The sequence below is a fragment of the Mesorhizobium sp. M8A.F.Ca.ET.181.01.1.1 genome, assembly GCF_004792025.1.
Lineage (GTDB): Bacteria > Pseudomonadota > Alphaproteobacteria > Rhizobiales > Rhizobiaceae > Mesorhizobium.
The window spans coordinates 570,612-594,711 of sequence record NZ_SRTV01000001.1 but is presented as its reverse complement, the minus strand read 5'-3'; the positions used below and the strand labels follow the sequence as shown (position 1 = coordinate 594,711).

Genomic DNA, 24,100 nt, shown 5'->3' with positions numbered 1-24,100 from the left:
TGCGGGGTGGTTGGGGCTTCAACGGGTTATCAGGGCATGCTGACGAAAAAAGGCAAATACGGCCTCAAGGCCCTCGTGCATCTTTCCAATCTTCCGGTTGGCCAACTGGCCTTCGTCAACGACATCGCCGTCGCCAACAACATCCCGAAGAAATTCCTCGATGCCATACTGGGCGAATTGCGCAACGCCGGCTTCGTCCAGAGCCGCAAGGGCAAGGAAGGCGGCTATCGCCTCGCCCGCCCGGCTTCCGAGATCAAGATCGGCCATGTCGTGCGCGTGCTCGACGGGCCGCTGGCGCCGATACCTTGCGCCAGCCGCACGCAGTATCAGCGCTGCGAGGATTGCGACGAGGCGACCTGCCAGGTCCGGCACATGATGCTGGAAGTGCGCCAGGCGATCGCCGAGGTGCTGGACAACCGTAGCCTCGCCGCCATGCGCGATGCCGATAATGACGATTTCCCGGTCGAGTTGACTTCACAAATCTAGAGCCGGGTGGATGAGGCTGTCGAGGTTTACGAAATCCCGAAAAGCCGCCCGCAAGCAGCCATCGGCAGCCAGCTTTCGCACCGAAATCATCGCCGACGTCTTTGTTCCCGAATATGCCGAGGACGTGCGCTTCTTCAGCCGCAAGCTGGCCAATCCCGGCAGGCTCCGCCGCTTCTCCACCAGGGATCTTCGCGAAAGCCTGATTACCCTCTTCTACCTCGCGGTCGCGGCAGCGCTGCCGGTGCGCTGGTGGTCGCCGATCTGCGATTGGGCGTCGAGGTTTCGCTTGAAGCGCCATATGCGCAAGGACTTCCGCGCCTATGCCGCCGCAACGCGCGCGGTGCTCGGCGACGGCATCGATGCGCGCAAGCTGTTCGAGGCAATGCTCACGGCGCGCCATCGCCGCCGCATGCAACTTGCCGCGCATCTGGTCGCCGGCCGTTGGACGCCGACGATCCGGCTGGAGGGCCTCGAAGGCTTGCAGGCAGCCTTGCAACGCGGCCACGGCGCGATCCTCTGGTGCGATCAGTTCACCGCCCAGACGATGATCGGCAAGCGCGCCATACACGAGGCCGGCATCGAAGCGCATCAGGTCAGCGTCAACACGCATGGCGTGTCCGAGACGGTGTTCGGCCAGCGCTTCCTCAACCCGCCAATGATTCATGTCGAGAACCGGTTCCTGAAAAGCCGAATCGTCTTCGACCGTGACGACGCCTATCAGGTCACCATCCGCATTCAGAAGATGCTGAAGCAGAACGGCGTCGTGCTGATGACCAACACCATCCACGCCGGCTCGACCTTCACCGAAACCGCACTGGGCGAAAGCGGCTGGACCCACCTTGCCTCGGCACCGGCGAATTTCGCCGCCCGAGGCAAGACGGCCCTGTTTGCCATGTCGACTTTCGAGGACGTGCCCTTCCGGCAATACCGGGCCGTCTTGAGCCCCGAACTGGTGCCGCCGGCACCGGCGCTCACGGCAGTGAACACAACCAGGGACGGAGCCAAGAACATGGCCCTGCAGGCACACTACATCCTGCTGAAACGCGACCGCTTGCTGGAGGCGCTGAAGCAGTGCCCCGAGCAGATGATGTCCTGGTCGCGCCATGAGCGGTTGACCGAAGCTCAGGACGGCATCGGCATCAGCGCAGAAGAAGGCTCATGAGCGGCGCATCGAGCGCAATGCCTGGGTGACGAGTTCGTCGACCGGCTGCGTCGCGTCGAGCGTCAATGCCCGCTCGTCTTGGCCCGGCGGCTCCAGGATGGCGAACTGGCTGTCGACCAGGCTTGCCGGCATGAAATGGCCCTTGCGGTTGCCGACGCGCCGCCGTGCGGTGGCCGGATCGATCTCCAGATAGAGGAAGACGATATCGGGGCAAAAGCCGCGCAGCCGCTCGCGATAGCCGCGCTTCAGCGCCGAGCAGGCGGCGACCACACCTTGGCCGTTGCCGATCGACGCCGCGATCTGCTCGCCGATCGCGTCGAGCCAGCCCTCGCGCAGTTGATCGGTGAGCGGCTCGCCCCGCGCCATGCGGGCGACGTTTTCGGGCGGATGCAGCCTGTCGCCCTCGATGAAGACGGCACCCAGCGCGGCGGCCAGCGCGAGACCGAAGGCTGACTTGCCGCAGCCGGCGACGCCCATCACCACGATAGCCGGAGGTGCCAAACCGGAAGCGCCCGTCGGCGCCTGCGCTGCCTTTTCGTCCACCGTCAGCGGCTCGCCGGCGCGCGGCCGTAGAGAAGGAGCATGGCGACGATGACGACGCCATAGATGATCTGCCGTCCCGCCTCGGGCATCTGCATGACCGACAGGATGGATTGCAGCAGCGTGATCAGGATCACGCCCGCGACCGTGCCGAGATAGGAGCCGCGCCCACCCAGGATCGAGGTGCCACCGAGCACGACGGCCGCGATCGACGGCAGCAGATAGGCATCCCCCATAGATTGCGCCGCCTTGGAGGCGTAACCCGCCAGCAGCACGCCGCCAAAGGCGGAGAGCCCGCCGGAGACGGCAAAAGCGATCATCACCACGCGTCTTGTGTCGATGCCGGAGAGATAGGCGGCGCGCTCGCGGTTGCCGATGCCATAGACCGCGCGGCCAAAACCGCTGCGGGTCAGCACGAACACCATCGCGGCCCCGATCAGCGCCCAGATGATGACCGCGTTGGGGACGCCCGGAATGGTGAAGCCGGTGGCCAGGTAGCGCATGGCGCCGGTGGCCGAATCCTGCGGCGAGAATCCCCCGGTGTAGACCACCATCAGCCCTTGCGCGACGGCGTTGGTGGCCAGCGTGATGATCATCGAGGGGATGCGCAGATAGGCGACGCCAATGCCGTTGACGACGCCGATCAGCACGCCACAGAAGATGCCGAACGGGATCGCCAGCGCCACGCCGGCCGGACCATAGGCCGCCGCCGCGCAGGCCATCATCGCGCCCGCCGCCACCGACCACGGCACCGACAGGTCGATCTGGCCGAGCAGGATGACCAGCATCATGCCGGTGGCAATGACGCCAAGGAACGAAGCCACCTTGAGCTGCTGCAAGAGATATTCAGGCGACAGGAAGCTGCGCGAATAGAGGCTGCCCACCAACAGCAGCACCACGATGCAGGCAAAGGCCGTCAGCACCGCCGGATCGGCGCGGCGGATGAATTTCGGCATGCGGCCGGCAATGCCGCCCAAGGTCGTCTCGCTCACAGGAACCACTCCAGCCGGTTGCGGACCCGAAACAGGGCGAAGGCGCCGAGGCTGACGGCGACCAGCAGGATAACGCCCTGGAACAGCGGCTGCCAGAGCGGATCGAAGTCGAAGACGAACAGAAGATCGCCGATCGTGCGGAAGGCCAGCGCGCCGAAGATGGCGCCGATGGCACTGCCCTTGCCACCGAACAAGGAGACGCCACCCAGCACCACGGCCGCGATCGAAAACAGCGTGTAGGCGTTGCCGCTGGCATAGGCTGCCTCCCCCGTATAGGTGAAGAAGGTGAGGAACAGCCCGCCGATCGCGGCCAGCAGGCCGGCCAGTGTGTAGGCGGCAAACTTGCCGCGACGGATCGGCACGCCAGACATGTAGGCAGCCGTTTCCGAAGAGCCGGCCGCGTAGGCGGCACGGCCGAGTACCGAACGGCTGAACGGCACCCAGATCAACAGCACGACCGCCAGCAGCACGACCAGGCTTGCCGGCACCAGATCGAACAAACGTCCTGTCATGGCATCGGCCAGGTCCTCGTTGACCGAGCCGCCCGGGAACGGCCGCAGCAGGAGGCCCACTCCGTAATAGACCGCGCCGGTGGCGATGGTGGCGACGATCGGCTGCAGCCGCCCATAGATGACGATGGCGCCGTTGATGGCGCCGCACAGAAGGCCCGCCGCCAGCACGGCGATGACGCCGAGCGTGGTCTGCATCGGCGTGCCCACCACCAGCCAGGAGGCCAGGCAGTTGGTGAGCAGGAAGATCATGCCGACGGACAGGTCGATGCCGGAGGTTATCACGACCAGCGTCTGCGCCATGGCGACGAAGGCAAGCAGCACGCCCTTGTTCGCGGCCGTCTGCACGACATTGGCGGTGAAGCCCGCCGGATGGTTGGAGGTGTAGATGACGAACATGACGATGAAGATGCCGAGCGCCAGCAGCGTTCCGCGCTGCTCGGCCAGCCAGTAGCGCCAATCTTTCACGCTTCCGCTCCCAGGCCCACCGGGCTCTCCTCGCCATGGATGTTGAGCGCGCTCGATATCAGCGCCCGTTCGGTGATCTCGGCGCCGACCAACTCGCGCTTGACCGCCCCGTCATAGAGCACAAGCACGCGGTCGCAGCAGCCGATCAACTCGTCATAGTCGGTCGAATAGAACAGGATCGCCGCGCCCGCGTCCGCCAGCTTGCGCATCAGCTGATAGATTTCCTGCTTGGTGCCGACATCGATGCCGCGCGTCGGATCGTTGAGCAGGATGATGCGCGGCTGGCGCATCAGCCATTTGGCGATGACCACCTTCTGCTGGTTGCCGCCCGACAGCGCGCCGACCGGGATGTCGAGACCGGCCGTCTTGATCGCCAGCAGGCCGACCATGTCGTCGATCAGCCGCTGCTCGGTGGAGCGGTCGATGATACCCCCTTTCGACAGCCGGTCGAGCGCGGCGAAGGACAGGTTCTCGCGCACCGTCATCGGCAGCATCAGGCCTTCGGTCTTGCGGTCTTCAGGGATGAGCGCCATGCCGATGCCATCCTCGCGGGCCGCCGCCGGGCTGGTGATCGTCACCGGCTTGCCGTCGATCAGCACCTCGCCGGAGAGGCCACGCAGCACACCGAAGAAAGCAAGCAGCAGTTCGCGCTGGCCCTGGCCGTCGAGCCCCCCGAGGCCGACGACCTCTCCTGCCCTGACGGTCAGCGAGATGTTGTCCAACCGGTCGGCCCAGGACAATTTGCGCGCCTCGAGCCTGGGGGCGGCGTTGGCCGCTGCCGCTGGCGGCTTGGGCGGAAAAATATGGCTGTACTCGCGGCCGATCATCAGTTCGACCACCTCGTTGTCGCTCTTCGAGCCGGCCTTGTAGCTGGCGACGTTGCGTCCATTGCGGAACACCGTGCAATGATCGGCGAGTTCGGCGATTTCGTTCATGCGGTGCGAGATGTAGAGCAGCGCCAGCCCTTCCGAGCGCAGCCGCTTCAGCACAGCGAAAATCTTCGAGACGTCCGCAGCCGTCAGCGCCGATGTCGCCTCGTCGAGGATGAGGATACGTGGCTTGCGCGCCAGGGCCTTGGCGATCTCCACCATCTGCCGCCGCGACAGCGGCAGGTCCTTGACCAGCGCCAGCGGATGGATATCGGCGGCGCCCGCCCGCGCCAGCGCGTCCTCGGCGATGCGGCGCTGTGCCTTGCGGTCGATCATGCCGAAGCGTTTGGGTGGATCCGAAATGACGATGTTGTCGGCAACGCTGAGTTCGGGGATCAGCGACAATTCCTGGAAGATGCAGACGATGCCGGCCTTGTTCGCCGCACCGGGCGAAGCGAAGGTCACTTCGCGCCCATCCAGCATCATGCGGCCTTCATCAGGCGCCACGACACCCGCCATGACCTTGATCAGCGTCGACTTGCCAGCCCCGTTTTCACCGAGGATGGCATGGATGCTGCCGGTCTCGACCGTCAGCTCGGCCTTTTCCAGCGCCCGCACGCCGCCATAGCGCTTGGAAATGCCTTCCATGCGAAAGAGTGGAGCCGCACCGTCCATCAACCCTCCCAGGGGCAATCATGGGATTTCAGGGCTGGCGCCGCGGGTTGACCCGCGGCGCCGGCGATAGCAGTGAGCCTACTGGTTTTCCTTGGTCTGCCCCATGATTTCCTGGGCGCTGAAATTGATGCCGCAGGTTGGGAAGGAGTTGCCGACGAAGAAATTGTCGGACTGGTCGGGGAAGAAATCCTGGCCAGCCTTGAAGTTCGGATCCTCCACAATAGCCAGCGGCAGCTTCACCGATTGCGGCACGACATTGCCTTCGAGGGCCGCGATTGCCGTCTTGATTGCCACCGCCACCTGGGCGGGGCCGGTGCCGGCCGAAGAGCACTTCAAGCCGTCGCCGGCATGCGCGGCACAGAACTTGCGAAAACCGTTCTCCGTCTCGCCGCCGAACGGAACGAATGGATGCTTGGCATCCATCATCGCCTGCACGATGCCGGTGTCGCCGCCTTGCCCGGTGATGCCGTCGAACGGGCCGTTTGTGGCAATCGCGTCCGCCGTGGCTTTCTGGGCAACGCCGTCGTCCCATTTGCCGACCACCTCGGTGACTTCCCATTTCTTGCCCGAGCCGTCCAGCACCTCGTGGATGCCGGCATGACGGTCCGTGTCGACGGAGGTGCCGGCGACGCCGCGCACTTCGAGTACCTTTCCGCCGTTCGGGACATGCGAGACCAACCACTTGCCCCACAACGCGCCAAGGCCCTTCTGGTCGACATTGACGTTGATGGCATCCTTGGTGTCGAGGATGTTGTCGAAGGCGACCAGCACGACGCCGGCCTCCTTCGCACGCTTGATGACTGGTCCGAATGCGGTCGGGTTCTGCGCGTTGACGACGATCGCGTCAAAGCCGGAATCGATGAAATTGTTGATCGCGGAGATCTGCGCCGGGACGTCCTCGCCGGTCGACACAACTTTGAATTCCTTCAGCTTTTTGGCGACATCCGGCTGTGCCGCATACGCCTTGGCGGTCTGCACCATCTGGATGCGCCAGGTGTTGGCGATGTAGCCGTTGGCCAACGCAATGCGGTATGGTCCGGCCTTCTTGGGAAACTTGAAGAATTGCGTATCGGCTGCCCATGGGGCAAAGCAGTCCGGCTCGGCTGCCGGTCCCTTGACGATTTCCGGGCCTCCGGCCATCGCCGCTGAGCTCAACATGACGAATGCAGTGGCGGCAACGATGCCACCAACGAGTGACTTGATCATCGATATTCCTCCCAGTTGCAGTTCTGACTTGTTTGTTAGCTGCAGTAGAATGACGTGTTCGCCCCAGCACCTCCCGCCCTGGCCGGCCACGCACGTCAGGTGGCCAGCACCGACCTCTCCCTCCTCGTTGCTTCCTTAAGCTGCAACGAAAGTATCATATTATCAATAATAAACAAGGAAAATTCTGTCGCTTATGTATAATAAACAGCGCTTAGACTTGATGCCGGTTCGAATGGTAGCGCTACCAAGAATGCCTGTAAAGGCTGATTTCAGCAGGGTCTAAACTGCTTCAGCGTGCCGTGCTCTCGCGCCGCTTGAGCTCGAAGCCGAGGTCGACGACACGCTCCTGCGGCCGATCACCGGCGATGGCCGCCAGCGCCATGGCGACAGCGCGCCTGCCGATTTCGTAGCGATGGGTGCGGATGCTGGTGATCGACGGAAATGCCACCTGCATCATCTCGAGATCGTTGAAGCCGACGATGCCGATGGTCTTCGGCACATCGATCGAGGCGCGATGGCATTCAAACAGCACACCGAGCGCGATATCGTCATTGTTGCAGAAAACGCCGTCGAGCGTCGGCATCTTGGCAAGGGCGTCGCGGAACAATTCACGGCCAAGCGACACGCTGGAAAGCACCGGCGTGGTGGTGACCAGGCGCGGGTCGAACAGCCCGGCCCTCTCCATCGCCGCGTGGTAACCGGCGAGGCGCCGCTGCGAGCGCGGATCCATGCGTGCACCGATGAAACCGATCCGGCGATACCCCGCCTCGATCAGGTGCTCGGTCGCCGTCCTGCCGCCGTCGAGATGCGAGAAGCCGACCATCATGTCCACGGGATCGGGTCCGGTCTCCATCACCTGAACCACCGGGCAACCGGCATTCTCCAACAGTTTTCGCGAGGTGGGCGTCTGGTCGATGCCGGCAACGATCAGCGCTGCCGGCCGCTGGGAGCCGAACAGCTGGAGCAGCCGCTCTTCCTCCAGTCCGGAATAATGCGTGTTGCCGAGCTGGATGCGGAAGGGGCTGTCCGACAGGCTGTCATAGATGCCGCGCACCACCTCCGCGAAGACGTTGTTGGTCAGCGAAGGCACCAGCACACCGAACACTTCCGCTCGCGCCGAGGCCAACGCGCGTGCGTTCGGGTCCGGCACATAGCCAAGCTCTTCGACGGCGGCCAGGATCTGGCGGCGCAGTTCCTCGGAAACGCGCTCCGGTTCGCGCAACGCGCGCGAAACGGTGATGGCGCCGACGCCTGCCTTGCGTGCCACATCCGATATGGTCGGGCGGCCACCGCCCCGGCGCGAGCGCGGCTTGATCAAGGCCTTGGCCCATGCGCATGGCCATCGAAGCGCGCCCGCAATGCGATATTTCCAGCTGTCGCCATCTCACCGGCCTGTTGCCGCACCCATCGGCCCCTGGCGTCGCGCAGGGACTGGCTGTTGTCAAGCCGAGCCACTGAGTGGCTGTGCCTGGCCTTCCTCAGGCGGCTAAGGCGGCCCTGTGCCTCGCCTTCCACATGAACAGGCCGATCGCCAGTATGTTCAAGAGGTTCCAGGCGATGCCGTTCAGGAACGCGGCGGCGTACGAGCCGGTCAGGTCGTAGATCCAGCCCGACATCCAGCCGCCGATCGCCATGCCGAAAATCGTCGCCATCATGACGATACCGATACGCTGGCCGGCCTCCTTGGCCGGCAGGTACTCGCGCACGATGATCGCATAGCAAGGCACGATGCCGCCTTGTGACAGGCCGAAGACCAGCGACACGACATAGAGCGAGGCGAGCCCGTCGAACGGGATATAGAACAGCAATGACAGGCATTGCAGCACCGAGCCGATGAGCAGGGTTTTGACGCCGCCGATGCGGTCGGCGACGAAGCCCGAGGCAAGCCGGCTGACGACGCCCGCCGCCATCATGATCGACAGCATGTCGGCGCCATGCGCCATGCCGTAGCCAAGATCCATGCAATAGGCGACGATGTGAACCTGGGGCATCGACATCGCCACGCAGCAACCCAAGCCGGCGACGACCAGCAGCGCTTGCATTGCCCCCGGCGACATAGGAATCGGCTGCACCGACCGGCTTCCGGGCGAGCCGGCGGCAGCCGCTTCCGGCGCGCCGCGCCGCAGCAACAACACCAGCGGCACCATGGTGACCAGGCAGAAGACGCCGATTGCCGCATAGGTGAAGCGCCAGCCTTCCGCCTTGATCAGCGTCGGCATGATGGTGGGCCAGATCGCTCCGGCGAGGTAATTGCCGGCCGCCGCCGCCGTGACGGCGACGCCGCGGCGACGATTGAACCAGTGCGAGATATCGGCGATCAACGGTCCGAAGATCACCGATGTGCCGAGACCGATCAGCACCCCTTGGGCAAGGGTGAATTGCAGGATCGAGGTCGACAGCGCCGCGAGCAGGAGGCCGGCGGAGAGCGCGATCGAGGAGAACAGCGCCGGAATCCAGTAACCCATGCGGTCGATGGCGCGGCCGACCAGCACATTGCCGGCGGCAAAGCCGACCATGGTCGCGGTGTAGGGCATGGATGCCGCGGCGCGGTCGACGCCGAACTCGGCCTGTACCGCCGGCAGCACCACGACAACGGCCCACATGCCGACCGCGCCGATTGTCGCCAGCAGCATCGAGATGGCCAGCCGCATCCAGGCGTAGGAACTGTCGATACCGGGACTGGGCCGGCTCAAGTCGGTTCGGGTCAAAGGCGTTTCCTGTCGGCGGTCTCGAAAACCGGTCGCCGTTGTCGCCACTATCCGCGCATTCCCCGTCCATAGCAGCGCCACGACAGGCAAATCCGTGGCTCCAGAGCGGAAAGGCAGGTGGGAACCGACATCCATGTGTGGAGTTTCCGATCAGCAACCCCGCAAAGGAGTCCAGCCATGACCGCCACCAAGCAGAAATGGTCGGCCGAGGTAACCGAGCACAGCGATGCGATGGATCTCGAGGAGCATGTCTTCGAATCCGACGACGCCAAGAAGATTGCCGCCTCGCTCAAGCGGTCGGCCGAACACAGCCACCGCCGCAAGGCCGAACCCTTCCAGTCCGCCATGTCGATGCTGAATTTCTACATCAACAGGGCCGGCAAGAACCTGCCCGCGGCGCGCAAGAAGGTCCTCGAGGACGCCAAGGACGAACTGCGCGAAGCATTCGGGCGGCCAAAGGAGGACTAGCCGCCCTCGCCCGCCAATGGCTCCTGACTGGACAGGGCGTCCTATTGCTTGATGTCGGGTTCGACGAGCCTGGCCAGGTTCCGCAGCGATTCCTGCCAGCCGAGATAGCAAGCTTCCGCCGGAATGACATCCGGGATACCGGCCTGGGTGATGTTCACTTCGGTGCCCACGGACACTTTCTTCAACGTCACGGTCACCTCGATCTCGCCGGGCAAGTTGGGATCGTCGAACCTGTCGGTGTAGCGCAGGAGTTCGCCCGCGACGAGCTCGACATACTCACCGCCAAATGAGTGGCTGTCGCCAGTGGTGAAGTTGCGGAACGACATCTTGAACGTGCCGCCGACCTTGCCCTCGAAGTGATGGACCGTGCAGGTGAAACCGTTCGGCGGAAGCCATTTGGCAAGCGCATCGGCCTCGAGGAACGCACGGTAGACCTTCTCCGGGCTGGTGGTCAGAACGCGATGCAGACGAACGGTGCTGGGCATGTCGATACTCCTTCGTGGTCTCTGTTCGATACCCCAAGGACGGTTATCACACGGCCGATCCGACACAGGCTTTTGAGTTTTTTGACGGTGGCGGCCTCAATTGCTTCGAGCCGGCAAGGCGGAAACACCCGCGCAAATGGCTGTGTCGCTGAAGTTCTATCGCGAACGAATGACGTTGTCGGTATTGGCCAGCAGCTTGCGCACGGCATTGCGCGCCGCATCCGGCCGCTGCAGGCGAATATTCTTTTCGATTGCCTCGTGCATCTTCTGGGCGAGCTGCAAATCGTCGAGTTCGCGGGTCGTGTAGGCAAACAGGTGATCGAAGGCGGATTCGATCAGCACGCCGAGCGGGACCAGCAGGTCATTGCCGGAGGCACGCAGGATTGCGAGGTGGAAGCGGGTGTCGGCGCGGGTCCGTTCCTGCAGACTTTTCGCCTCGCCCATCTCCCGGCAAGCCTGGCTGATCTCGGCCATCTGCTCGTCGGTCCGCCGCATGGCGGCAAAGGCGGTCGCTTCCGGCTCGATGATGTGGCGGAATTCCTGCACCGTCCTCAGGAACACCTCGCGGTCGGGCGACGTCGCGTACCAGGCGAGCACATCGCGGTCGAGCAGGTTCCAGCGTTCTTTCGGTTCGACCCAACTGCCGATCTTGGGGCGCGATGCCAGCAGGCTCTTGGCCATCAGCATCTTGATCGCCTCGCGCACCGCCGACCGGCTGACGCTGAAGGTCTCCGACCACTTGGCTTCGTTGGGCAGGATGGTGCCGGGCGGATAGTCGCCGCGCACGATCCTGAGCCCGATCTCGCTGGCCAGCGACGTGTGTACGCTGGAGCCGGGAATGCGCGCCGCGTCGGGCCGGCGAACACCTGCCGGGCGTTCGCCGGCTTCAGCCTTTTTGGGCGATTTTTCCTTGTTCGGCCTCGCGTCCCGCATGAATTCCAGAAAGGCCGGTTTAGGGAAGCTGTCAAGCGCGGTGCGGCCATTGGGCGGCAAAGCCGGCTTCTATGCACAACCCAGCGCGATTCGACCTCGCTCAGGCGGTCTTGACGTATTTGCGCCAGCTATGCTCCGGCCGGAAGCCGAGCATGTTGCGCGCCTTGCGGTTCGACAGCAGCGTCTCGTATTCGCCGAGTTCGCCCTTGACCGGCACGCCGGGATAGAACCGCTTCAGGAGTTCGGCGGTCGGCAGATCGGACGAGGTGTCGTCATTGGCGGCGTTGAATACCTGGTAGCCCAGCCCATCCTTCTCGATGGCGCGCAGCGTGATCTGGCCAAGGTCGCGCGCGTCGATATAGCTCCAGGCGATACGTTTGCGAAAGCCCGGATCGGCGAACCATTTCGGAAACAGCGAATACTCATGCGGCTCGATGACGTTGCCGATGCGCAAGGCATAGATGTCCGTGCCATTGCGCTGCGCGAAGGCGCGCGCCGTCTTCTCGTTGACGATCTTGGACAGCGCATAGCTGTCCATCGGATCGACGTCATACTCCTCGTCGAGCGGGAAATGCGTGGGGTCGCGCGGCTCGTTGGCGAACACCAGGCCGTAGGTCGTCTCGCTGGAAGCGATGATCACCTTGCGGATGCCGAGCTTCACCGCGGCCTCGATGACGTTGTAGGTGCCCATCGCGTTGATGCGGAACACCTCGTTGTCGGGTGTGATCATGATGCGTGGGATGGCGGCGAAATGCACCACGGCGTCGACGGGCTGCGGCCGCAGCGACGGATCGAATTCGTGCAGCCCCATATAGCTCGACAGCGCGTTGAACACCTGGCCGCTGTCGGTGATGTCGGTGATCAGCGTGCGCACCTTGGGATTGTCGAGCGGTTTGGTGTCGATGTTGAGCACCTGGCAGCCCTGCTCCACCAGATATTGCACGACGTGGCGTCCAGCCTTGCCGCTGCCGCCGGTGAACATGATCCGCTTGGTCATTTCTGGTCTCCACGAAAGTCCTGGGATTTACGTCTATTGTCAGACAATATTGCTTTCTGCAACCGTCTATGGCTAAAACAGCGGCAACATTATCGATAATCACAGGACAGGACAGACAGCATGAACACCACCGCCACCAGCGAGACAATCGGCTTTGTCGGCCTTGGCCTGATGGGTCACGGCATCGCCAAGAACATCGTCGACAAGGGCTATTCCCTGACCTTTCTCGGCCGCAAGAACCGCAAGCCGGCGGAGGATCTTCTCGGCCGGGGCGCTCGTGAGGCATCGACCTCCCGAGACGTGGCGGCCGCATCCGATATCGTCTTCATCTGCGTCACCGGCTCGCGCGAGGTGGAGACCATCATTCGCGGTCCCGGCGGCCTCAAGGAGGGTTTGAAGAAGGGGTCGGTCGTCGTCGACTGCTCGACCTCGGATCCGGTCTCGACGGTGGCGCTCGCGGCCGAACTCAAGGCGCTCGGCGTCGACTATGTCGACGCGCCGCTAAGCCGCACGCCGAAGGAAGCGTGGGAAGGCACGCTCGACGCCATGGTCGGCGCGCCCGACGCCGTCTTCGCCAGGGTCAAGCCGGTGATCGACACCTGGGCTGGCCGCATCGTCCATGTCGGCGACACCGGCGACGGCCATCGCATGAAGCTGCTCAACAATTTCATCTCGCTCGGTTACGCCGCCATCTATTCCGAGGCATTGGCGCTGGCCGAGAAGGTCGGCATCTCGCCGCCGCGTTTCGACAGCGTCATCCGCAACGGCCGCATGGATTGCGGCTTCTACCAGACCTTCATGCGCTGGACGCTGGAAGGCGACCGCGACGCCCACAAATTCACCATCGCCAATGCCTTCAAGGACCTGACCTATCTGGAATCGATGGCGGGCGCGGCCGGCATTGCCAACCCGCTCGGCAACGCCACCAAGAATTCCTTCGCCGGGGCGCACGCCACCGGTCCGGCCGAGCAGTTCGTGCCGATGCTGGCGACCCATATCGCCAAGGTGAATGGTATCGACCTGATGCCGATGAAGGATGGCAAGAAGCAGACGATCTGAGGCCCCGGACGGCTGGCCTTACCGCCGGCCTCTTCCGATCCCCTCATCGGTGTCGGCGAGCAGCTTGTGCACGGCGTTGCGGGCGGCTGCCGGCCGCTGCAGGCGGATGCTCTTCTCGATCGCCTCGTGCAGATTCTGCGCCCGCCGCTGATCGCCAACCTGGCGCGTGGTGAAAGCGAAGAGATGGTCGAGCGCCGATTCGATCAGCACGCCGAGCGGCACCAGCAGGTCGTTGCCCGACGCCCGCAGGATGGCGAGGTGGAAGCGCGTATCGGCACGGATGCGCTCGGCCAGGTTGGCCGCCTCCCCCATCTCGCGGCACGCCAGGCTGATCTCGGCCATCTCCTCGTCGCTGCGCCGCATGGCGGCAAAGGCGGAGGCCTCCGGTTCGATGATGTGACGGAACTCCTGCACGGTGCGCAGGAACGCCTCGCGATCCGGTGCGGTCGCGTACCAGGCCAGCACGTCGCGGTCGAGCAGGTTCCAGCGCTCCTTCGGCTCGACCCAGCTGCCGATCTTGGGACGCGATGCCAGAAGGCTCTTGGCCATCAGCATCTTGATCGCCTCGCGCACCGCCGAACGGCTGACATTGAAGGTTTCGGCCCATTTGGCCTCATTGGGCAGGATGCTGCCGGGCGGATAGTCGCCGCGCACGATCCTGAGCCCGATCTCGCTGGCGAGCGATGCATGAACGCTGGATCCGGGAAAGTGCGCCGCATCCGCCCTGCGGACGACCGTCGTATCGCGGTTGGCTTGCGCCTTCGCCCGACCAGCCTGTTTCTTTGCCTTTTCGTCCGGCATCCACGTTCCAATAGGTCGGCCGTCTGTCGCCCGGATTGATCCGGAGCCGCGCGGCGCGCCGATCCCGTTGCCGAAAAACCAAACCATGGGCGCGACAAAGCCGGAGCCGCTGGCCCCTGAAGCGTCTGCCCCAATCATCCGACGAGGTGGAGGGGCGCCCGCTTGGCGGGCGCCCCTGATCGAAAACCCTACTTCTGGATGCAGGTGTCGACCGTGTCCTTGGTGCATTCGTCGAGACCGGTGAACACCGGATCGTCAACCTTCTTGCCCGTGACCAGGTCGATCATCACCGATGGCGCCTTGTAGCCCATTTCGAAGGGCCGCTGGCCGACCAGCGCGGTGACAAGGCCGTCCCTGGCGATCGCCACCTCGTCGCCGATCGTGTCGGCGGCGCCGATGACGAAGTCGTTCTTGGCCAGCCGGTCCTTCAGCGGTCCGACCAGGTCGCGATAGGGCTGCGGCGCTCCGAACAGCGGCCAGCCGCCCATGATGCCGAACGCGTCGAGCTTGGGATTTGCGGCGAGGATGTCGGTCATCGCCTGAACGCCCTTGGCGCCGTCGTCATTGGTGAACACCGGGCAGCCGGCGACTTCCGTCCAGCCGCCTTCGCCGGCAAGGGCCGCGAGGCCCTCCTTGCCCGTCAGCGCGTCGCGCATGCCTTGCGCGCGGCGCAGGATGTTGTCGGCCGCCGGATTGCCCTCGATGGTGCAGATCGTGCCGCCGTTCGGCTTGGCCTTCTTGATGTACTCGCCGATCTTCTTGCCCATCAGATAGTTGTCGGTGCCGAGATAGGTCTTGCGCAGCGCCGCGTCTTCCTTGGCGAGGTCGGCGTCGACGGTCATGATCGGGATCGACGGATTGGCGCTCTTGATCGTCTGCGCGATCAGCGGCGCGTTGGACGGCGAGATCGCCATCGCCACCGTGTCGGCCTTGCTCAGCATATCCTGCACGATCTGCGCCTCGCCGGCCTCGTCGGAGGTCGATGCCGGGCCGGTGTAGAAGCATTCATATTCCGAGCTGGCGTTTTCCTTGTTCCACTTCTCGCAGCCCTGGTGGATGGCTTCGAAGAACGGATTGTCGAGACCTTTCACCACGATGACGAGCTGCTTCTTGGCCAAAGCCGGCCCGGCGCCCAGCGCCATGGCGGCGACGGCGGCGAGCAATACTGTTTTCCTCATGTCAGTCCTCCCTTGGAAACAGACGGACACGGCGTGCCCGCCACACAAACCAGCCAGGATGCGAGATGACTGAGACGCGTGCGCTCATTCAATCCGGCCAGGCCGATAAGCATTTTCAGATGCGACCAGTTCAGCGATGACGCCGCACGATCGCCAAAACCTTCCGAACGGTGGCGCCGCCGATGGCGTCGTCAAGGCCGGCATGTCTTCCTCCGAAGCTCAACTAATAACGGCTTGCCGCCAACGTCAATTGCTATTTGTCCTACAAAACTGATTTTTCAAAAACAGCACGCCACTATTCGTCTGACAATTGCCCGTCGACAATTGACGCCCGCGACGCCATTCGCGTAAATGACGGCATCGCTGCCCCGGGAGGAGTTGGGGAAGGCGAATGGAAGCCGTCGCCTGTCCGCGGGCGGATGGGCCAGGCATGGGAGGCAAAGACTGGTGGCGGTTCTCGAACTCACCAACATCTCGAAGCATTTCGGCGCCATCCAGGCGGTCAACGACGTGTCGCTGTCGATCGAGCCCGGACAGGTCGTCGGCCTGATGGGCGACAATGGCGCCGGCAAATCGACGCTGGTCAAGATGATAGCCGGCAATTTCCGGCCGAGCCATGGCACGATGCGGATGGATGACAAGGAGCTGATCCTGCACAAGCCGGTCGAGGCGCGCCAGCACGGCATCGAGATCGTTCACCAGGACCTGGCGCTCTGCAACAATCTGACTGCGGCGGCCAATGTCTATCTCGGCCGCGAATTGCGCCGCGGCGTCGGCCCGTTCCGCATCCTCGACTACGCCGCCATGTACAAGCGCGCCGGCCAGATCTTCGCCGAACTGAAATCCGAGACCCGCCCGCGCGACCTCGTCAAGCAGATGTCGGGCGGCCAGCGCCAGGCGGTGGCGATCGCCCGCACCATGCTGTCTCAGGCCAAGATCGTGCTGATGGACGAGCCGACGGCGGCGATCTCGGTGCGGCAGGTCGCCGAAGTGCTGAACCTCATCCGTCATCTGCGCGACCAGGGCATCGCTGTCGTGCTGATCAGCCACCGCATGCCCGACGTCTTCGACGTCGCCGACCGCGTCATCGTCATGCGGCGCGGCAGGAAGGTCGCCGACAAGGCGATCGCGTCGAGTTCGCCCGAGGAAGTCACCGGGCTGATCACCGGCGCCATCGAGCAGGTGGCATGAGAATGGCGAACCCGGATTTCACCGCGCATCGGCAGCGCAGGAAAGGTCGATAATGGCAGTCACCCTTGACCAGACGATCGCGCAGAAGCAGCACACCTTCCTGTCGCGCCTGTTCTCCAGCCAGACTTTCTGGGTGGTGATCGCCGTCATCCTGGCCTGTATTTTCCTGTCCTTCGCCACCGACGCATTCGCCACCTCCAAGAACCTCTACAACATCACCCGCAACATCACCTTCGTCGCCATCGTGGCGCTCGGCATGACCTTCGTCATCATCACCGGCGGCATCGACCTGTCTGTCGGTTCGGTGCTGTGCCTGTGCTCGATGGTGCTGGCGGTCACCATGCATGCCGGTTATTCGATAGAGATCGGCATTCTGGCCACTATCGCCACCGCGCTCGTCATCGGCGCCTTCAATGGCATTTTTATCGCCTACCTGGGCTTTCCGCCCTTCGTGGTGACGCTCGGCATGCTGTCGATCGCCCGTAGCCTTGCCATGGTCGCCTCAAACAACACCGTCGTCTTCCAGTTCGGGCCGGACCACAACAAGCTGCTGGCGCTCGGCGGCGGCGCCTGGGTGTTCGGCATCGCCAATCCGGTGCTCTACATGATCATCCTGGCGCTGATCACCGGCTTCATCCTGCGCTGGACGAAGTTCGGCCGCCATATCTTCGCCATTGGCGGCAACGAGCACGCGGCGACGCTGACCGGCGTACCGGTCAAGCAGATCAAGGTCGCCGTCTACATGATCTCGGCGCTGTCAGCCGGCATTGCCGGCATCATCGAGACCGGGTGGCTCGGCGCCGTCACCACCAATCTCGGCAACGGCATGGAACTGCAAGTGATCGCCGCCACCGTCATCGGCGGCGCCAATCTGGCCGGCGGCGTCGGCACCGCCTTCGGCGCCATTGTCGGTGCTGCCCTCATCGAGGTGATCCGAAACAGCCTTGGCCTGCTTGGCATCAACGCCTTCTGGCAAGGCACCTTCATCGGCGGCGCCATCCTGCTGGCGGTTCTGTTCGACCGCATCCGCAATTTCAGGCGCAGCGACTGAGAGCACGTCGTCGAAGCGCTATTCGTTCTGGTTCCTATCGCTCAGTCTGAAAATCGGCTGAAGCCGACCGCCATTGGTTTCGGCCAACGACCGATGCCTTGACGGATACCGAAAACCGGCCGCACAATCCCCCTGCAGGCGAAGGGAGGCCAGTCGCCTGCGGGAGGATATACCCATGACGGAAGCGATCAGGCTCTACTGGGGCCGGTTCGGACATGTTTCTGTCCTGAATGTCGCGAGCGACTTCGTCACCCATGCCCATGTCGAGGCGCATCTGATCATCTGGCTCGAAGGCACCGCCGGCGAGATGACCATCGGCCGTGAGACGGTCCGCCTCGGCCCGGGTACCGCCGCCGGCATCAACTCGCTCCAGCCGCATAGCCACGTCCTGTCCCAGGACGGACGGCCGGGCCTGTTCCTGGCCTTCTACATCGACCCGGACTGGGCGCGCCGGCGCCGCGACCTGCCGTCCAGCGCGCCGCTGTTCTCACAGGCGGCGATCGCGCTCGAGCCGTGGTTGCACCAGGCCGCCGCCAGCCTGCTCGATCATCTCACCGACAATGAAAGCGTCGACGACGTCGCCAACTACGAGATCGAGCGCTTCATCGACTCGGTGCTCGATGCCGCCGACGCCTCGGCGCCGCAGGAAGCGCGCGGCCGCATCAGCACCATGCAGGATTTCCGCGTCCGCAAGGCGATCCAGCTGATGAAGGCCAATGTCTGCGAGCGCATCTCCTTCGACGATGTAGCCCGCAGCGTCGGCCTGTCGCGGCCGCATTTCTTCGCCTTGTTCAAGGAACAGACCAATCTGACGCCAAACGTCTACTGGAACACGCTGCGAATGGAGGAAGCGGTGCGGCAGCTGCAATGGTCGCAGGAACCGCTGATCTCGGTCGCCTGCAATCTCGGCTTCACCACGCAGGGCAATTTCTCGCGCTTCTTCCGCGACCATGTCGGCGTGCCGCCGACGCTCTACCGCGAGGCCGCGCGGGCCACGGCCTGAGTCGGCGCCATCTGTTTTTCAGACTGGTTGATACGCGCTCAAGACGCATTGATAAGCGCTGCCCGCTCCAGCGCCCTACCCTTGCCGCAACGAACTCCGCAAGGGAACACCATATGCCCAAAGTCACCATCTCCAGCGTCATCGACGCGCCGGTCGAAAAGGTCTGGGCGCGCATACGCGACTTCAACGGGCTGCCGGGCTGGCACCCGCGCATGGTCGACAGCCATATCGAGGACGGCAAGGATGCCAGCACGATCGGCTGCGTGCGCAACTTCCAGCTCGCCAGCGGCGCGCGCCTGCGCGAAAAACTGCTCGACTTTTCCGATGACGATTTCCTCGTCAGCTATTCCATCCTGGAGACGCCGCAGCCGCTCACCAACCACAAGGCGACGCTGCAGCTCAGGCGCGTCACCGACGGCGACCGCACCTATGCCGAATGGACCGCCAGCTTCGACGCCGCCCCCGAGGATGCGGACAAGCTGGCCGAGGGCATGGGCGCCAATGTCTTCCAGGGCGGCTTCAATGCCCTGAAGAGCCATTTCGCCGGCCAGAGCTGAAGGAGCGGACCATGGCGCTGGCGCTGCAGACTTTTACAACTGTGAAGGACGCGAATGCGGCACTGAAGTCCGCCGGCACGCGCTATCTCGGCGGCGGCACACTCGTGGTCCGCGCGGCCAATGAAGGCGACGTCTCGGTCTCAGGCCTTGTCAGGTCGACCGACCCGGCCCTGTCGGCCATCGCCCTGTCCGGGGGCAAGGTCCGCATCGGCGCCTCGGCGACCATGGCGGAGATCGCCCGCCATCCGGAGCTTGGTACCCTTGCCAAGGCCGCGCGCGCCGTCGGTGGTCCGGCGATCCGCAACATGGCGACTGTCGGCGGCAATCTGTTCGCGCCGTCGCCCTATGGTGATTTTGCCGTAGCCCTGCTGGCGCTCGACGCAACGGTCGGCACCGATGACGGCGACACGCCCATCGAAACCTTCCTGGCCGGGCGGGACAACAGCCGCGCCATCGTCACGTCGGTCAGTTTCATGCTTCCGAGGGTCGGCAGTTTCCGCTTCCTCAAAGTGTCGCGGGTCAAGCCCAAGGGGGTCTCGGTGCTGAGCATTGCGATCGTTCTGGAACAGGCTGGAAACGGGACCGTGTCCTCGGCGCGGATCGCGCTCGGCTGCATGGCCGATCGGCCGGTGCGCGCCAGGGCGGCGGAAAACGCACTGCTGGGAAAAACGCTTGATCAAGACGGCATCGCGGCAGCGCTGGCCGCCGCCACCGAAGGCGCCGCGCCGATCACCGATCCCATCGCCAGCGCCTGGTACCGCGCCGAAGTGCTGCCGGTCCATCTCGGCCGGCTGCTGCTCGGCTGATGCCTGTCGCCCAAAAGTGTGAAGCGGTTCTGGGAGAACGACAAGCACAAAAATGAACACGTCGGGGGGCGCGCGCTTGCCCTGCGGGGCAGGCGCGCAAGGAGGAAGAATGGCAAAGGTCCCGGTTCAATTCACGCTCAATGGCTCTGAAAAGGCCGAATTCGTCGACAGCGGCACGACGCTGCTCAATGCGTTGCGCGACAAGATCGGCGACACCTCGCCAAAGGGCGGCTGCCACCAGGGCACGTGCGGCGCCTGCTCCGTCATCGTCGACGGCGAGTTGAGGCTCTCCTGCCTGACGCTGGCCGAAACCTGCAACGGCGCAACGATCACCACCACATCGGGCCTTGCCGAAGGCGGCGTGTTGCACCCGCTGCAGCGCGCCTTCCTCGACACTTTCGCCAGCCAATGCGGCTTCTGCACGCCGGGCATGATCATGGCCGCCAAGGCGCTGCTCGACCACACGCCCAACCCCAGCCGCGACGAGGTCGTCGAAGCGCTGTCAGGGAACATCTGCCGTTGCACCGGTTACGAGCCGATCATCCAGGCGGTGCTCACCGCCGCCCGCGCCAACTCGCAGAACGCGGCCTGAGGGACCAAAAGAATGGAACTGCGCAAGAACTACTTCGCCGATGTCCGCAAGGACGATCTGCACGAGATCGGCCAGGTCCGGCCACGCTCGGATTCGCCCGGCCATGTCACCGGCAAGACCACCTTTTTCGCCGACCGTAATTTCCCCGGCATGCTGCATCTGAAGATGGTGCGCAGCCCGCACCACCATGCCCGCATCCGCTCGATCGACACCTCCGAGGCCGAAAAGCATCCGGGCGTCGTCAAGGTGCTGACGGCCAAGGACGTGCCGCACAACGTCTACACCATCCTGATCCTGATCCAGGTCGGGCCGGAGGATGAGACGGTGCTGGCCGACGGCAAGGTGCGCTGGAAGGGCGAGGCCGTGGTGGCGGTGCTGGCCGAAACCGAACGGGCCGCCCAGGAAGCCGCCGCCAAGGTCAAGGTCGACTACGAAGTGCTGCCGGCGGTCTTCGACATGGAGGAAGCGCTGAAGCCCGGCGCGCCCATCGTCAACGAATATCACGGCCAGAATTATTACCTCTATGACAGCGGCGAGTCCCGCAAGGTGCGCTTCGGCGATGTCGAGGCGGGCTTTGCCGGGGCCGATCACGTGCTGGAGCAAAGCTATCAATCCTCGCCCATCGAGCACGCGCCGACCGAGACCACCGGCTGCGTGGTGGCGCCCGAAGGCAATGATCGCTTCACCTGCTACACCAACACCCAGGCGATGTTCTTCACCCTCGACAACACTTCGATCATCCTGCAGATGCCGGGCTCGAAGCTGCATTTCGTCGGCGGCACCGTCGGCGGCGGCTTTGGCGGCAAGGTCGATGTCATCGTCGAGCCGATCGCCATCCTCGGCGCAAAATTAACCGGACGACCGGTCTGTTTTATCTACAGCCGGGAGGAGGAGATGCAGATCTCCTCGCCGCGCGCGGCCGAAAAAGTCGTCATCAAGGACGGCGTCATGAAGGACGGCCGCATCGTAGCGCGCAAAGTCACAGGCTATACCGATGCCGGCGCCTACTCCCGCCACTCGCCCTATGGCGCGCAGAAGGGGGCCGGGCACTATCCCGGTCCCTACACCATCCCCAATGTCTGGATCGACACCTACTGCGTCTACACCAACCGCACACCGTCGTCGGCCATGCGCGGCTTCGGCGTCACCATCGGCGACTTCGCGCTGGAAGTGCAGATGGACAAGCTGGCCCGGCTGATCGGCATGGACCCGCTCGAATTCCGCTTCATCAACGCTTATCGTGACGGCGACATGAAAGCGCATCGCCAGCCGACCGAGGGCGCGGCACTGATCGAGTGCATGCAGGAAGCAGCGCGCGCCGCCAACTGGCCGGTGGCGGAGAAATACATGGCGATGTCCTCCTACAAGAAGGGAGCCTGAGATGGCGATCCGGCGCGGACGCGGCGTCGCCGCGATCAACTACCCCACGGGCATGAATCTCGGCGGCGATCCGACCCAGGCGCTGGTGCATTCGACCCCGACCGGCAATTTCATGGTGACGCTTTCCAGTGTCGATCTCGGCCAGGGCATGAAGCAGATCATGGCGCAGATCTGCGCCGAGACAATCGGCGTGCCGACCGACCGCGTCGTCGTCGACACCGCCGACACCGACACCGGCCCGCACTGCATGGGCACCTTCGCCTCGCGCGGCACCCACCGCGCTGGCAATGCCGTGATCCAGGCCGCCAAGGAGGCCCGTCAGGTGATGCTGGAAGTGGCCGCTGAAGAGCTGGAGGTGAATGCCTCGGACCTAGAAACCGACGGCCAGGGCAACATATTGGTCAAGGGCGCGCCGCAAAAGTCGATCTCGATCTTCGACGTCGCGCTGTCGGCGCATTTCAAACGCGGCCGCTCCATATCCGGGCGCGGCATGTTTTTGATCCCCCGCTCCTATCCGGAGAAAGAAACCGGCGCGATGAAGCCGTCGACCTGCTACGCGCATGCCTGCACGGTCGCTGAAGTCGAGGTCGACGATGAGACCGGCGAAGTGACCGTGCTCACCGTGAAGAACGTCTTCGAGATCGGCCGCGCGCTGAACCCGAAAATGGTCGAGCAGCAGCTGGTCGGCGGCTCCTGGATGGGCATCAGCCACGCACTCTACGAGACGACCGAGCCCTATTATCCCAACCGCGACCATGGCGGCACCGATTTCAACCAGTATTTGATGCCCGGTCCCGGCGACCTCGCCGAGACCGAAATCATCGTTCTGGAGCGTCCGTCCGCCGACGGACCATATGGCGCCAAGGGGCCGGGCGAAATGTGCGCCAACCCGCAAATACCGGCGGTCGCCAATGCCGTCTTCGACGCCGTCGGCGTGCGCATCGACACGCTGCCGATCACGCCGGAACGCATTTTGCGCGCGCTCAAGGCGCAGGCGAACTGAGTGCCGAAAATGCCCGAGGCGAACACCGAGACTGTCGCGACCTCGCCGGAGGCGGTGGCACAGCACCTCGCCGCCTCGCGCTATCTGGCCGACGAAAGCCTCGCCACCGCCATCTTTCTTGCTATCCGGCTCGGCAAGCCGCTGCTGCTCGAAGGCGCGCCGGGCGTCGGCAAGACGGAGGCGGCCAAGGCGATGGCCGCGCTGCTCGGGCGCGATCTGGTGCGGCTGCAATGCTACGAAGGCATCGACGCCGCGCACGCGCTCTACGAATGGAATTATCAGCGCCAGTTGCTCGCCATCCGTCATGCCGGCGAGCACGAGATCGACATCTATGACGACCGTTTCCTCATCGCCCGTCCCCTGTTGCAAGTGCTGAAGGCGCCGCAGCAGCGCGTGTTGCTGGTCGATGAGATCGACCGCTCGGACCATGAATTCGAAGCGCTGCTGCTGGAATTCCTCTCCGACTTCCAGATCAGCATTCCCGAGCGCGGCACCATCCGTGCCGAGGCACAGCCGATCGTCGTACTGACCTCGAACCGCACCCGCGAACTCGCCGAAGCGCTGCGCCGCCGCTGCGTCTATCACTGGATCGGCTATCCCGACGCCGAACGCGAGGCCGCCATCATCATGCTGCGCGCCGGCGATGTGGCGCAGGCCACTGCTCGCGCCGTGGCGGCGGCTGTACAGACCATCCGAGCACGCCCACTCGCCAAGCCGCCCGGCATCGCCGAGGCGGTCGAATGGGCCAATGCCGCGACCATTCTTGAAAAAGGCGGTAGCCCCTGGCCGGAAGCCTTCCGCCGCGCCATCGGCGTGCTGATCAAGGACGAGGAAGACCTGTCCTACATTGCTCCGGAGCTCGGCCGCATCGTCAAGGAGGCGCTGGCGTGATGCGGGGAGTCAACAAGCCTCTGTCTCTAACGTCGGCGGGACAGCGCCCCCCTCTGTCCTGCCGGACATCTCCCCCACAAGGGGGGAGAT

At 64.2% G+C, this 24,100-nt stretch carries 25 protein-coding genes; 13 read left to right on the top strand and 12 right to left on the bottom strand.

What is annotated here, in order from left to right; all coding sequences use genetic code 11:
* The first annotated feature begins 36 nt into the window (after positions 1-36).
* Both EN824_RS02995 and EN824_RS02990 read left to right on the top strand, forming a co-directional pair.
* Positions 37-486, top strand: a complete 450-nt coding sequence (locus EN824_RS02995) for an Rrf2 family transcriptional regulator (RefSeq protein WP_023769580.1) — start codon at positions 37-39, stop codon at positions 484-486.
* Between the two features lie 10 nt (positions 487-496).
* Positions 497-1,648 carry a hypothetical protein gene (locus tag EN824_RS02990; RefSeq protein WP_135866277.1) on the top strand — a complete coding sequence of 384 codons (1,152 nt, stop codon included), beginning with the start codon at positions 497-499 and terminating at the stop codon, positions 1,646-1,648.
* Here the strand turns inward: EN824_RS02990 and EN824_RS02985 are convergent.
* The 7 genes from EN824_RS02985 to EN824_RS02955 all read right to left on the bottom strand — a co-directional run bounded on the left by EN824_RS02985 (position 1,643) and on the right by EN824_RS02955 (position 9,615).
* Complete coding sequence (locus tag EN824_RS02985; RefSeq protein WP_127280762.1) at positions 1,643-2,191, bottom strand: gluconokinase; 549 nt, start codon at positions 2,189-2,191, stop codon at positions 1,643-1,645. The genes EN824_RS02990 and EN824_RS02985 overlap by 6 nt on opposite strands.
* Positions 2,192-2,193: 2 nt before the next feature.
* Positions 2,194-3,180: an ABC transporter permease gene (locus EN824_RS02980; protein WP_127873182.1), complete on the bottom strand. Its 987-nt coding sequence runs from the start codon at positions 3,178-3,180 to the stop codon at positions 2,194-2,196.
* Positions 3,177-4,157 (bottom strand): ABC transporter permease, encoded by a 981-nt coding sequence (locus tag EN824_RS02975; RefSeq protein ID WP_135931879.1) that lies wholly within the window; start codon positions 4,155-4,157, stop codon positions 3,177-3,179. The genes EN824_RS02980 and EN824_RS02975 overlap by 4 nt, the downstream gene beginning before the upstream one ends.
* Positions 4,154-5,701 carry a sugar ABC transporter ATP-binding protein gene (locus tag EN824_RS02970; RefSeq protein WP_135931878.1) on the bottom strand — a complete coding sequence of 516 codons (1,548 nt, stop codon included), beginning with the start codon at positions 5,699-5,701 and terminating at the stop codon, positions 4,154-4,156. The genes EN824_RS02975 and EN824_RS02970 overlap by 4 nt, the downstream gene beginning before the upstream one ends.
* A 78-nt stretch (positions 5,702-5,779) precedes the next feature.
* Entirely contained in the window at positions 5,780-6,907 is a 1,128-nt protein-coding gene (locus EN824_RS02965; protein ID WP_135866273.1) for a sugar ABC transporter substrate-binding protein, read from the bottom strand.
* Positions 6,908-7,196: 289 nt separating this feature from the next.
* Positions 7,197-8,225 carry a LacI family DNA-binding transcriptional regulator gene (locus EN824_RS02960; protein WP_135919309.1) on the bottom strand — a complete coding sequence of 343 codons (1,029 nt, stop codon included), beginning with the start codon at positions 8,223-8,225 and terminating at the stop codon, positions 7,197-7,199.
* Between the two features lie 160 nt (positions 8,226-8,385).
* The gene (locus EN824_RS02955; RefSeq protein WP_127279255.1) at positions 8,386-9,615 is read right to left on the bottom strand and encodes an MFS transporter; all 1,230 of its coding nucleotides are present in this window, start codon (positions 9,613-9,615) and stop codon (positions 8,386-8,388) included.
* Between the two features lie 177 nt (positions 9,616-9,792).
* Here EN824_RS02955 and EN824_RS02950 point away from each other — a divergent pair, with 177 nt between their 5' ends.
* Positions 9,793-10,083 carry a DUF3175 domain-containing protein gene (locus tag EN824_RS02950; protein ID WP_135919310.1) on the top strand — a complete coding sequence of 97 codons (291 nt, stop codon included), beginning with the start codon at positions 9,793-9,795 and terminating at the stop codon, positions 10,081-10,083.
* 41 nt (positions 10,084-10,124) lie between these two features.
* Here the strand turns inward: EN824_RS02950 and EN824_RS02945 are convergent, their stop codons facing one another.
* The 3 genes from EN824_RS02945 to EN824_RS02935 all read right to left on the bottom strand — a co-directional run bounded on the left by EN824_RS02945 (position 10,125) and on the right by EN824_RS02935 (position 12,498).
* Positions 10,125-10,568 (bottom strand): SRPBCC family protein, encoded by a 444-nt coding sequence (locus tag EN824_RS02945; RefSeq protein ID WP_135919311.1) that lies wholly within the window; start codon positions 10,566-10,568, stop codon positions 10,125-10,127.
* A 156-nt stretch (positions 10,569-10,724) separates the two neighbouring features.
* Entirely contained in the window at positions 10,725-11,501 is a 777-nt protein-coding gene (locus EN824_RS02940; RefSeq protein WP_135919312.1) for a FadR/GntR family transcriptional regulator, read from the bottom strand.
* Positions 11,502-11,601: 100 nt separating this feature from the next.
* Complete coding sequence (locus EN824_RS02935; protein ID WP_127279251.1) at positions 11,602-12,498, bottom strand: NAD(P)-dependent oxidoreductase; 897 nt, start codon at positions 12,496-12,498, stop codon at positions 11,602-11,604.
* Positions 12,499-12,618: 120 nt separating this feature from the next.
* On the opposite strand from EN824_RS02935, the gene EN824_RS02930 reads away from it, so the two are divergent.
* Positions 12,619-13,557 carry an NAD(P)-dependent oxidoreductase gene (locus EN824_RS02930; protein ID WP_135931877.1) on the top strand — a complete coding sequence of 313 codons (939 nt, stop codon included), beginning with the start codon at positions 12,619-12,621 and terminating at the stop codon, positions 13,555-13,557.
* A gap of 18 nt (positions 13,558-13,575) precedes the next feature.
* Here the strand turns inward: EN824_RS02930 and EN824_RS02925 are convergent, their stop codons facing one another.
* Together EN824_RS02925 and EN824_RS02920 are read right to left on the bottom strand one after the other, a co-directional pair.
* Positions 13,576-14,358: a FadR/GntR family transcriptional regulator gene (locus tag EN824_RS02925; RefSeq protein ID WP_135881975.1), complete on the bottom strand. Its 783-nt coding sequence runs from the start codon at positions 14,356-14,358 to the stop codon at positions 13,576-13,578.
* A gap of 188 nt (positions 14,359-14,546) precedes the next feature.
* Complete coding sequence (locus EN824_RS02920) at positions 14,547-15,536, bottom strand: sugar-binding protein (protein WP_127280594.1); 990 nt, start codon at positions 15,534-15,536, stop codon at positions 14,547-14,549.
* A 447-nt stretch (positions 15,537-15,983) separates the two neighbouring features.
* Here EN824_RS02920 and EN824_RS02915 point away from each other — a divergent pair, with 447 nt between their 5' ends.
* The 9 genes from EN824_RS02915 to EN824_RS02875 all read left to right on the top strand — a co-directional run bounded on the left by EN824_RS02915 (position 15,984) and on the right by EN824_RS02875 (position 24,010).
* The gene (locus EN824_RS02915; RefSeq protein ID WP_127280595.1) at positions 15,984-16,727 is read left to right on the top strand and encodes an ATP-binding cassette domain-containing protein; all 744 of its coding nucleotides are present in this window, start codon (positions 15,984-15,986) and stop codon (positions 16,725-16,727) included.
* 52 nt (positions 16,728-16,779) lie between these two features.
* The gene (locus EN824_RS02910; protein ID WP_127873191.1) at positions 16,780-17,778 is read left to right on the top strand and encodes an ABC transporter permease; all 999 of its coding nucleotides are present in this window, start codon (positions 16,780-16,782) and stop codon (positions 17,776-17,778) included.
* Positions 17,779-17,953: 175 nt separating this feature from the next.
* Entirely contained in the window at positions 17,954-18,781 is an 828-nt protein-coding gene (locus EN824_RS02905) for an AraC family transcriptional regulator (protein ID WP_127278864.1), read from the top strand.
* A gap of 113 nt (positions 18,782-18,894) precedes the next feature.
* Positions 18,895-19,338: an SRPBCC family protein gene (locus EN824_RS02900; RefSeq protein ID WP_135931876.1), complete on the top strand. Its 444-nt coding sequence runs from the start codon at positions 18,895-18,897 to the stop codon at positions 19,336-19,338.
* An 11-nt stretch (positions 19,339-19,349) separates the two neighbouring features.
* Positions 19,350-20,144, top strand: a complete 795-nt coding sequence (locus EN824_RS02895; RefSeq protein WP_135931875.1) for an FAD binding domain-containing protein — start codon at positions 19,350-19,352, stop codon at positions 20,142-20,144.
* Positions 20,145-20,253: 109 nt separating this feature from the next.
* Entirely contained in the window at positions 20,254-20,736 is a 483-nt protein-coding gene (locus tag EN824_RS02890) for a (2Fe-2S)-binding protein (protein ID WP_135881979.1), read from the top strand.
* 12 nt (positions 20,737-20,748) lie between these two features.
* Positions 20,749-22,116: a xanthine dehydrogenase family protein molybdopterin-binding subunit gene (locus EN824_RS36510; RefSeq protein ID WP_135931874.1), complete on the top strand. Its 1,368-nt coding sequence runs from the start codon at positions 20,749-20,751 to the stop codon at positions 22,114-22,116.
* A gap of 1 nt (position 22,117) precedes the next feature.
* A complete protein-coding gene (locus EN824_RS36505) occupies positions 22,118-23,119 on the top strand; it encodes a molybdopterin cofactor-binding domain-containing protein (protein WP_135919316.1) in 1,002 nt (333 codons plus the stop codon).
* 9 nt (positions 23,120-23,128) lie between these two features.
* A complete protein-coding gene (locus EN824_RS02875; protein WP_135931873.1) occupies positions 23,129-24,010 on the top strand; it encodes a MoxR family ATPase in 882 nt (293 codons plus the stop codon).
* Positions 24,011-24,100: the final 90 nt, after the last annotated feature.

What these genes read in the sequence shown, in the direction of transcription:
- EN824_RS02995 (WP_023769580.1), top strand. Translation starts at nt 37, where the DNA reads ATGCTGACGAAAAAAGGCAAATACGGCCTCAAGGCCCTCGTGCATCTT.
- EN824_RS02990 (WP_135866277.1), top strand. Translation starts at nt 497, where the DNA reads ATGAGGCTGTCGAGGTTTACGAAATCCCGAAAAGCCGCCCGCAAGCAG.
- EN824_RS02970 (WP_135931878.1), bottom strand. Translation starts at nt 5,701, where the DNA reads ATGGACGGTGCGGCTCCACTCTTTCGCATGGAAGGCATTTCCAAGCGC.
- EN824_RS02965 (WP_135866273.1), bottom strand. Translation starts at nt 6,907, where the DNA reads ATGATCAAGTCACTCGTTGGTGGCATCGTTGCCGCCACTGCATTCGTC.
- EN824_RS02950 (WP_135919310.1), top strand. Translation starts at nt 9,793, where the DNA reads ATGACCGCCACCAAGCAGAAATGGTCGGCCGAGGTAACCGAGCACAGC.
- EN824_RS02945 (WP_135919311.1), bottom strand. Translation starts at nt 10,568, where the DNA reads ATGCCCAGCACCGTTCGTCTGCATCGCGTTCTGACCACCAGCCCGGAG.
- EN824_RS02940 (WP_135919312.1), bottom strand. Translation starts at nt 11,501, where the DNA reads ATGCGGGACGCGAGGCCGAACAAGGAAAAATCGCCCAAAAAGGCTGAA.
- EN824_RS02935 (WP_127279251.1), bottom strand. Translation starts at nt 12,498, where the DNA reads ATGACCAAGCGGATCATGTTCACCGGCGGCAGCGGCAAGGCTGGACGC.
- EN824_RS02930 (WP_135931877.1), top strand. Translation starts at nt 12,619, where the DNA reads ATGAACACCACCGCCACCAGCGAGACAATCGGCTTTGTCGGCCTTGGC.
- EN824_RS02925 (WP_135881975.1), bottom strand. Translation starts at nt 14,358, where the DNA reads ATGCCGGACGAAAAGGCAAAGAAACAGGCTGGTCGGGCGAAGGCGCAA.
- EN824_RS02920 (WP_127280594.1), bottom strand. Translation starts at nt 15,536, where the DNA reads ATGAGGAAAACAGTATTGCTCGCCGCCGTCGCCGCCATGGCGCTGGGC.
- EN824_RS02910 (WP_127873191.1), top strand. Translation starts at nt 16,780, where the DNA reads ATGGCAGTCACCCTTGACCAGACGATCGCGCAGAAGCAGCACACCTTC.
- EN824_RS02905 (WP_127278864.1), top strand. Translation starts at nt 17,954, where the DNA reads ATGACGGAAGCGATCAGGCTCTACTGGGGCCGGTTCGGACATGTTTCT.
- EN824_RS02900 (WP_135931876.1), top strand. Translation starts at nt 18,895, where the DNA reads ATGCCCAAAGTCACCATCTCCAGCGTCATCGACGCGCCGGTCGAAAAG.
- EN824_RS02895 (WP_135931875.1), top strand. Translation starts at nt 19,350, where the DNA reads ATGGCGCTGGCGCTGCAGACTTTTACAACTGTGAAGGACGCGAATGCG.
- EN824_RS02890 (WP_135881979.1), top strand. Translation starts at nt 20,254, where the DNA reads ATGGCAAAGGTCCCGGTTCAATTCACGCTCAATGGCTCTGAAAAGGCC.
- EN824_RS36510 (WP_135931874.1), top strand. Translation starts at nt 20,749, where the DNA reads ATGGAACTGCGCAAGAACTACTTCGCCGATGTCCGCAAGGACGATCTG.
- EN824_RS36505 (WP_135919316.1), top strand. Translation starts at nt 22,118, where the DNA reads ATGGCGATCCGGCGCGGACGCGGCGTCGCCGCGATCAACTACCCCACG.
- EN824_RS02875 (WP_135931873.1), top strand. Translation starts at nt 23,129, where the DNA reads ATGCCCGAGGCGAACACCGAGACTGTCGCGACCTCGCCGGAGGCGGTG.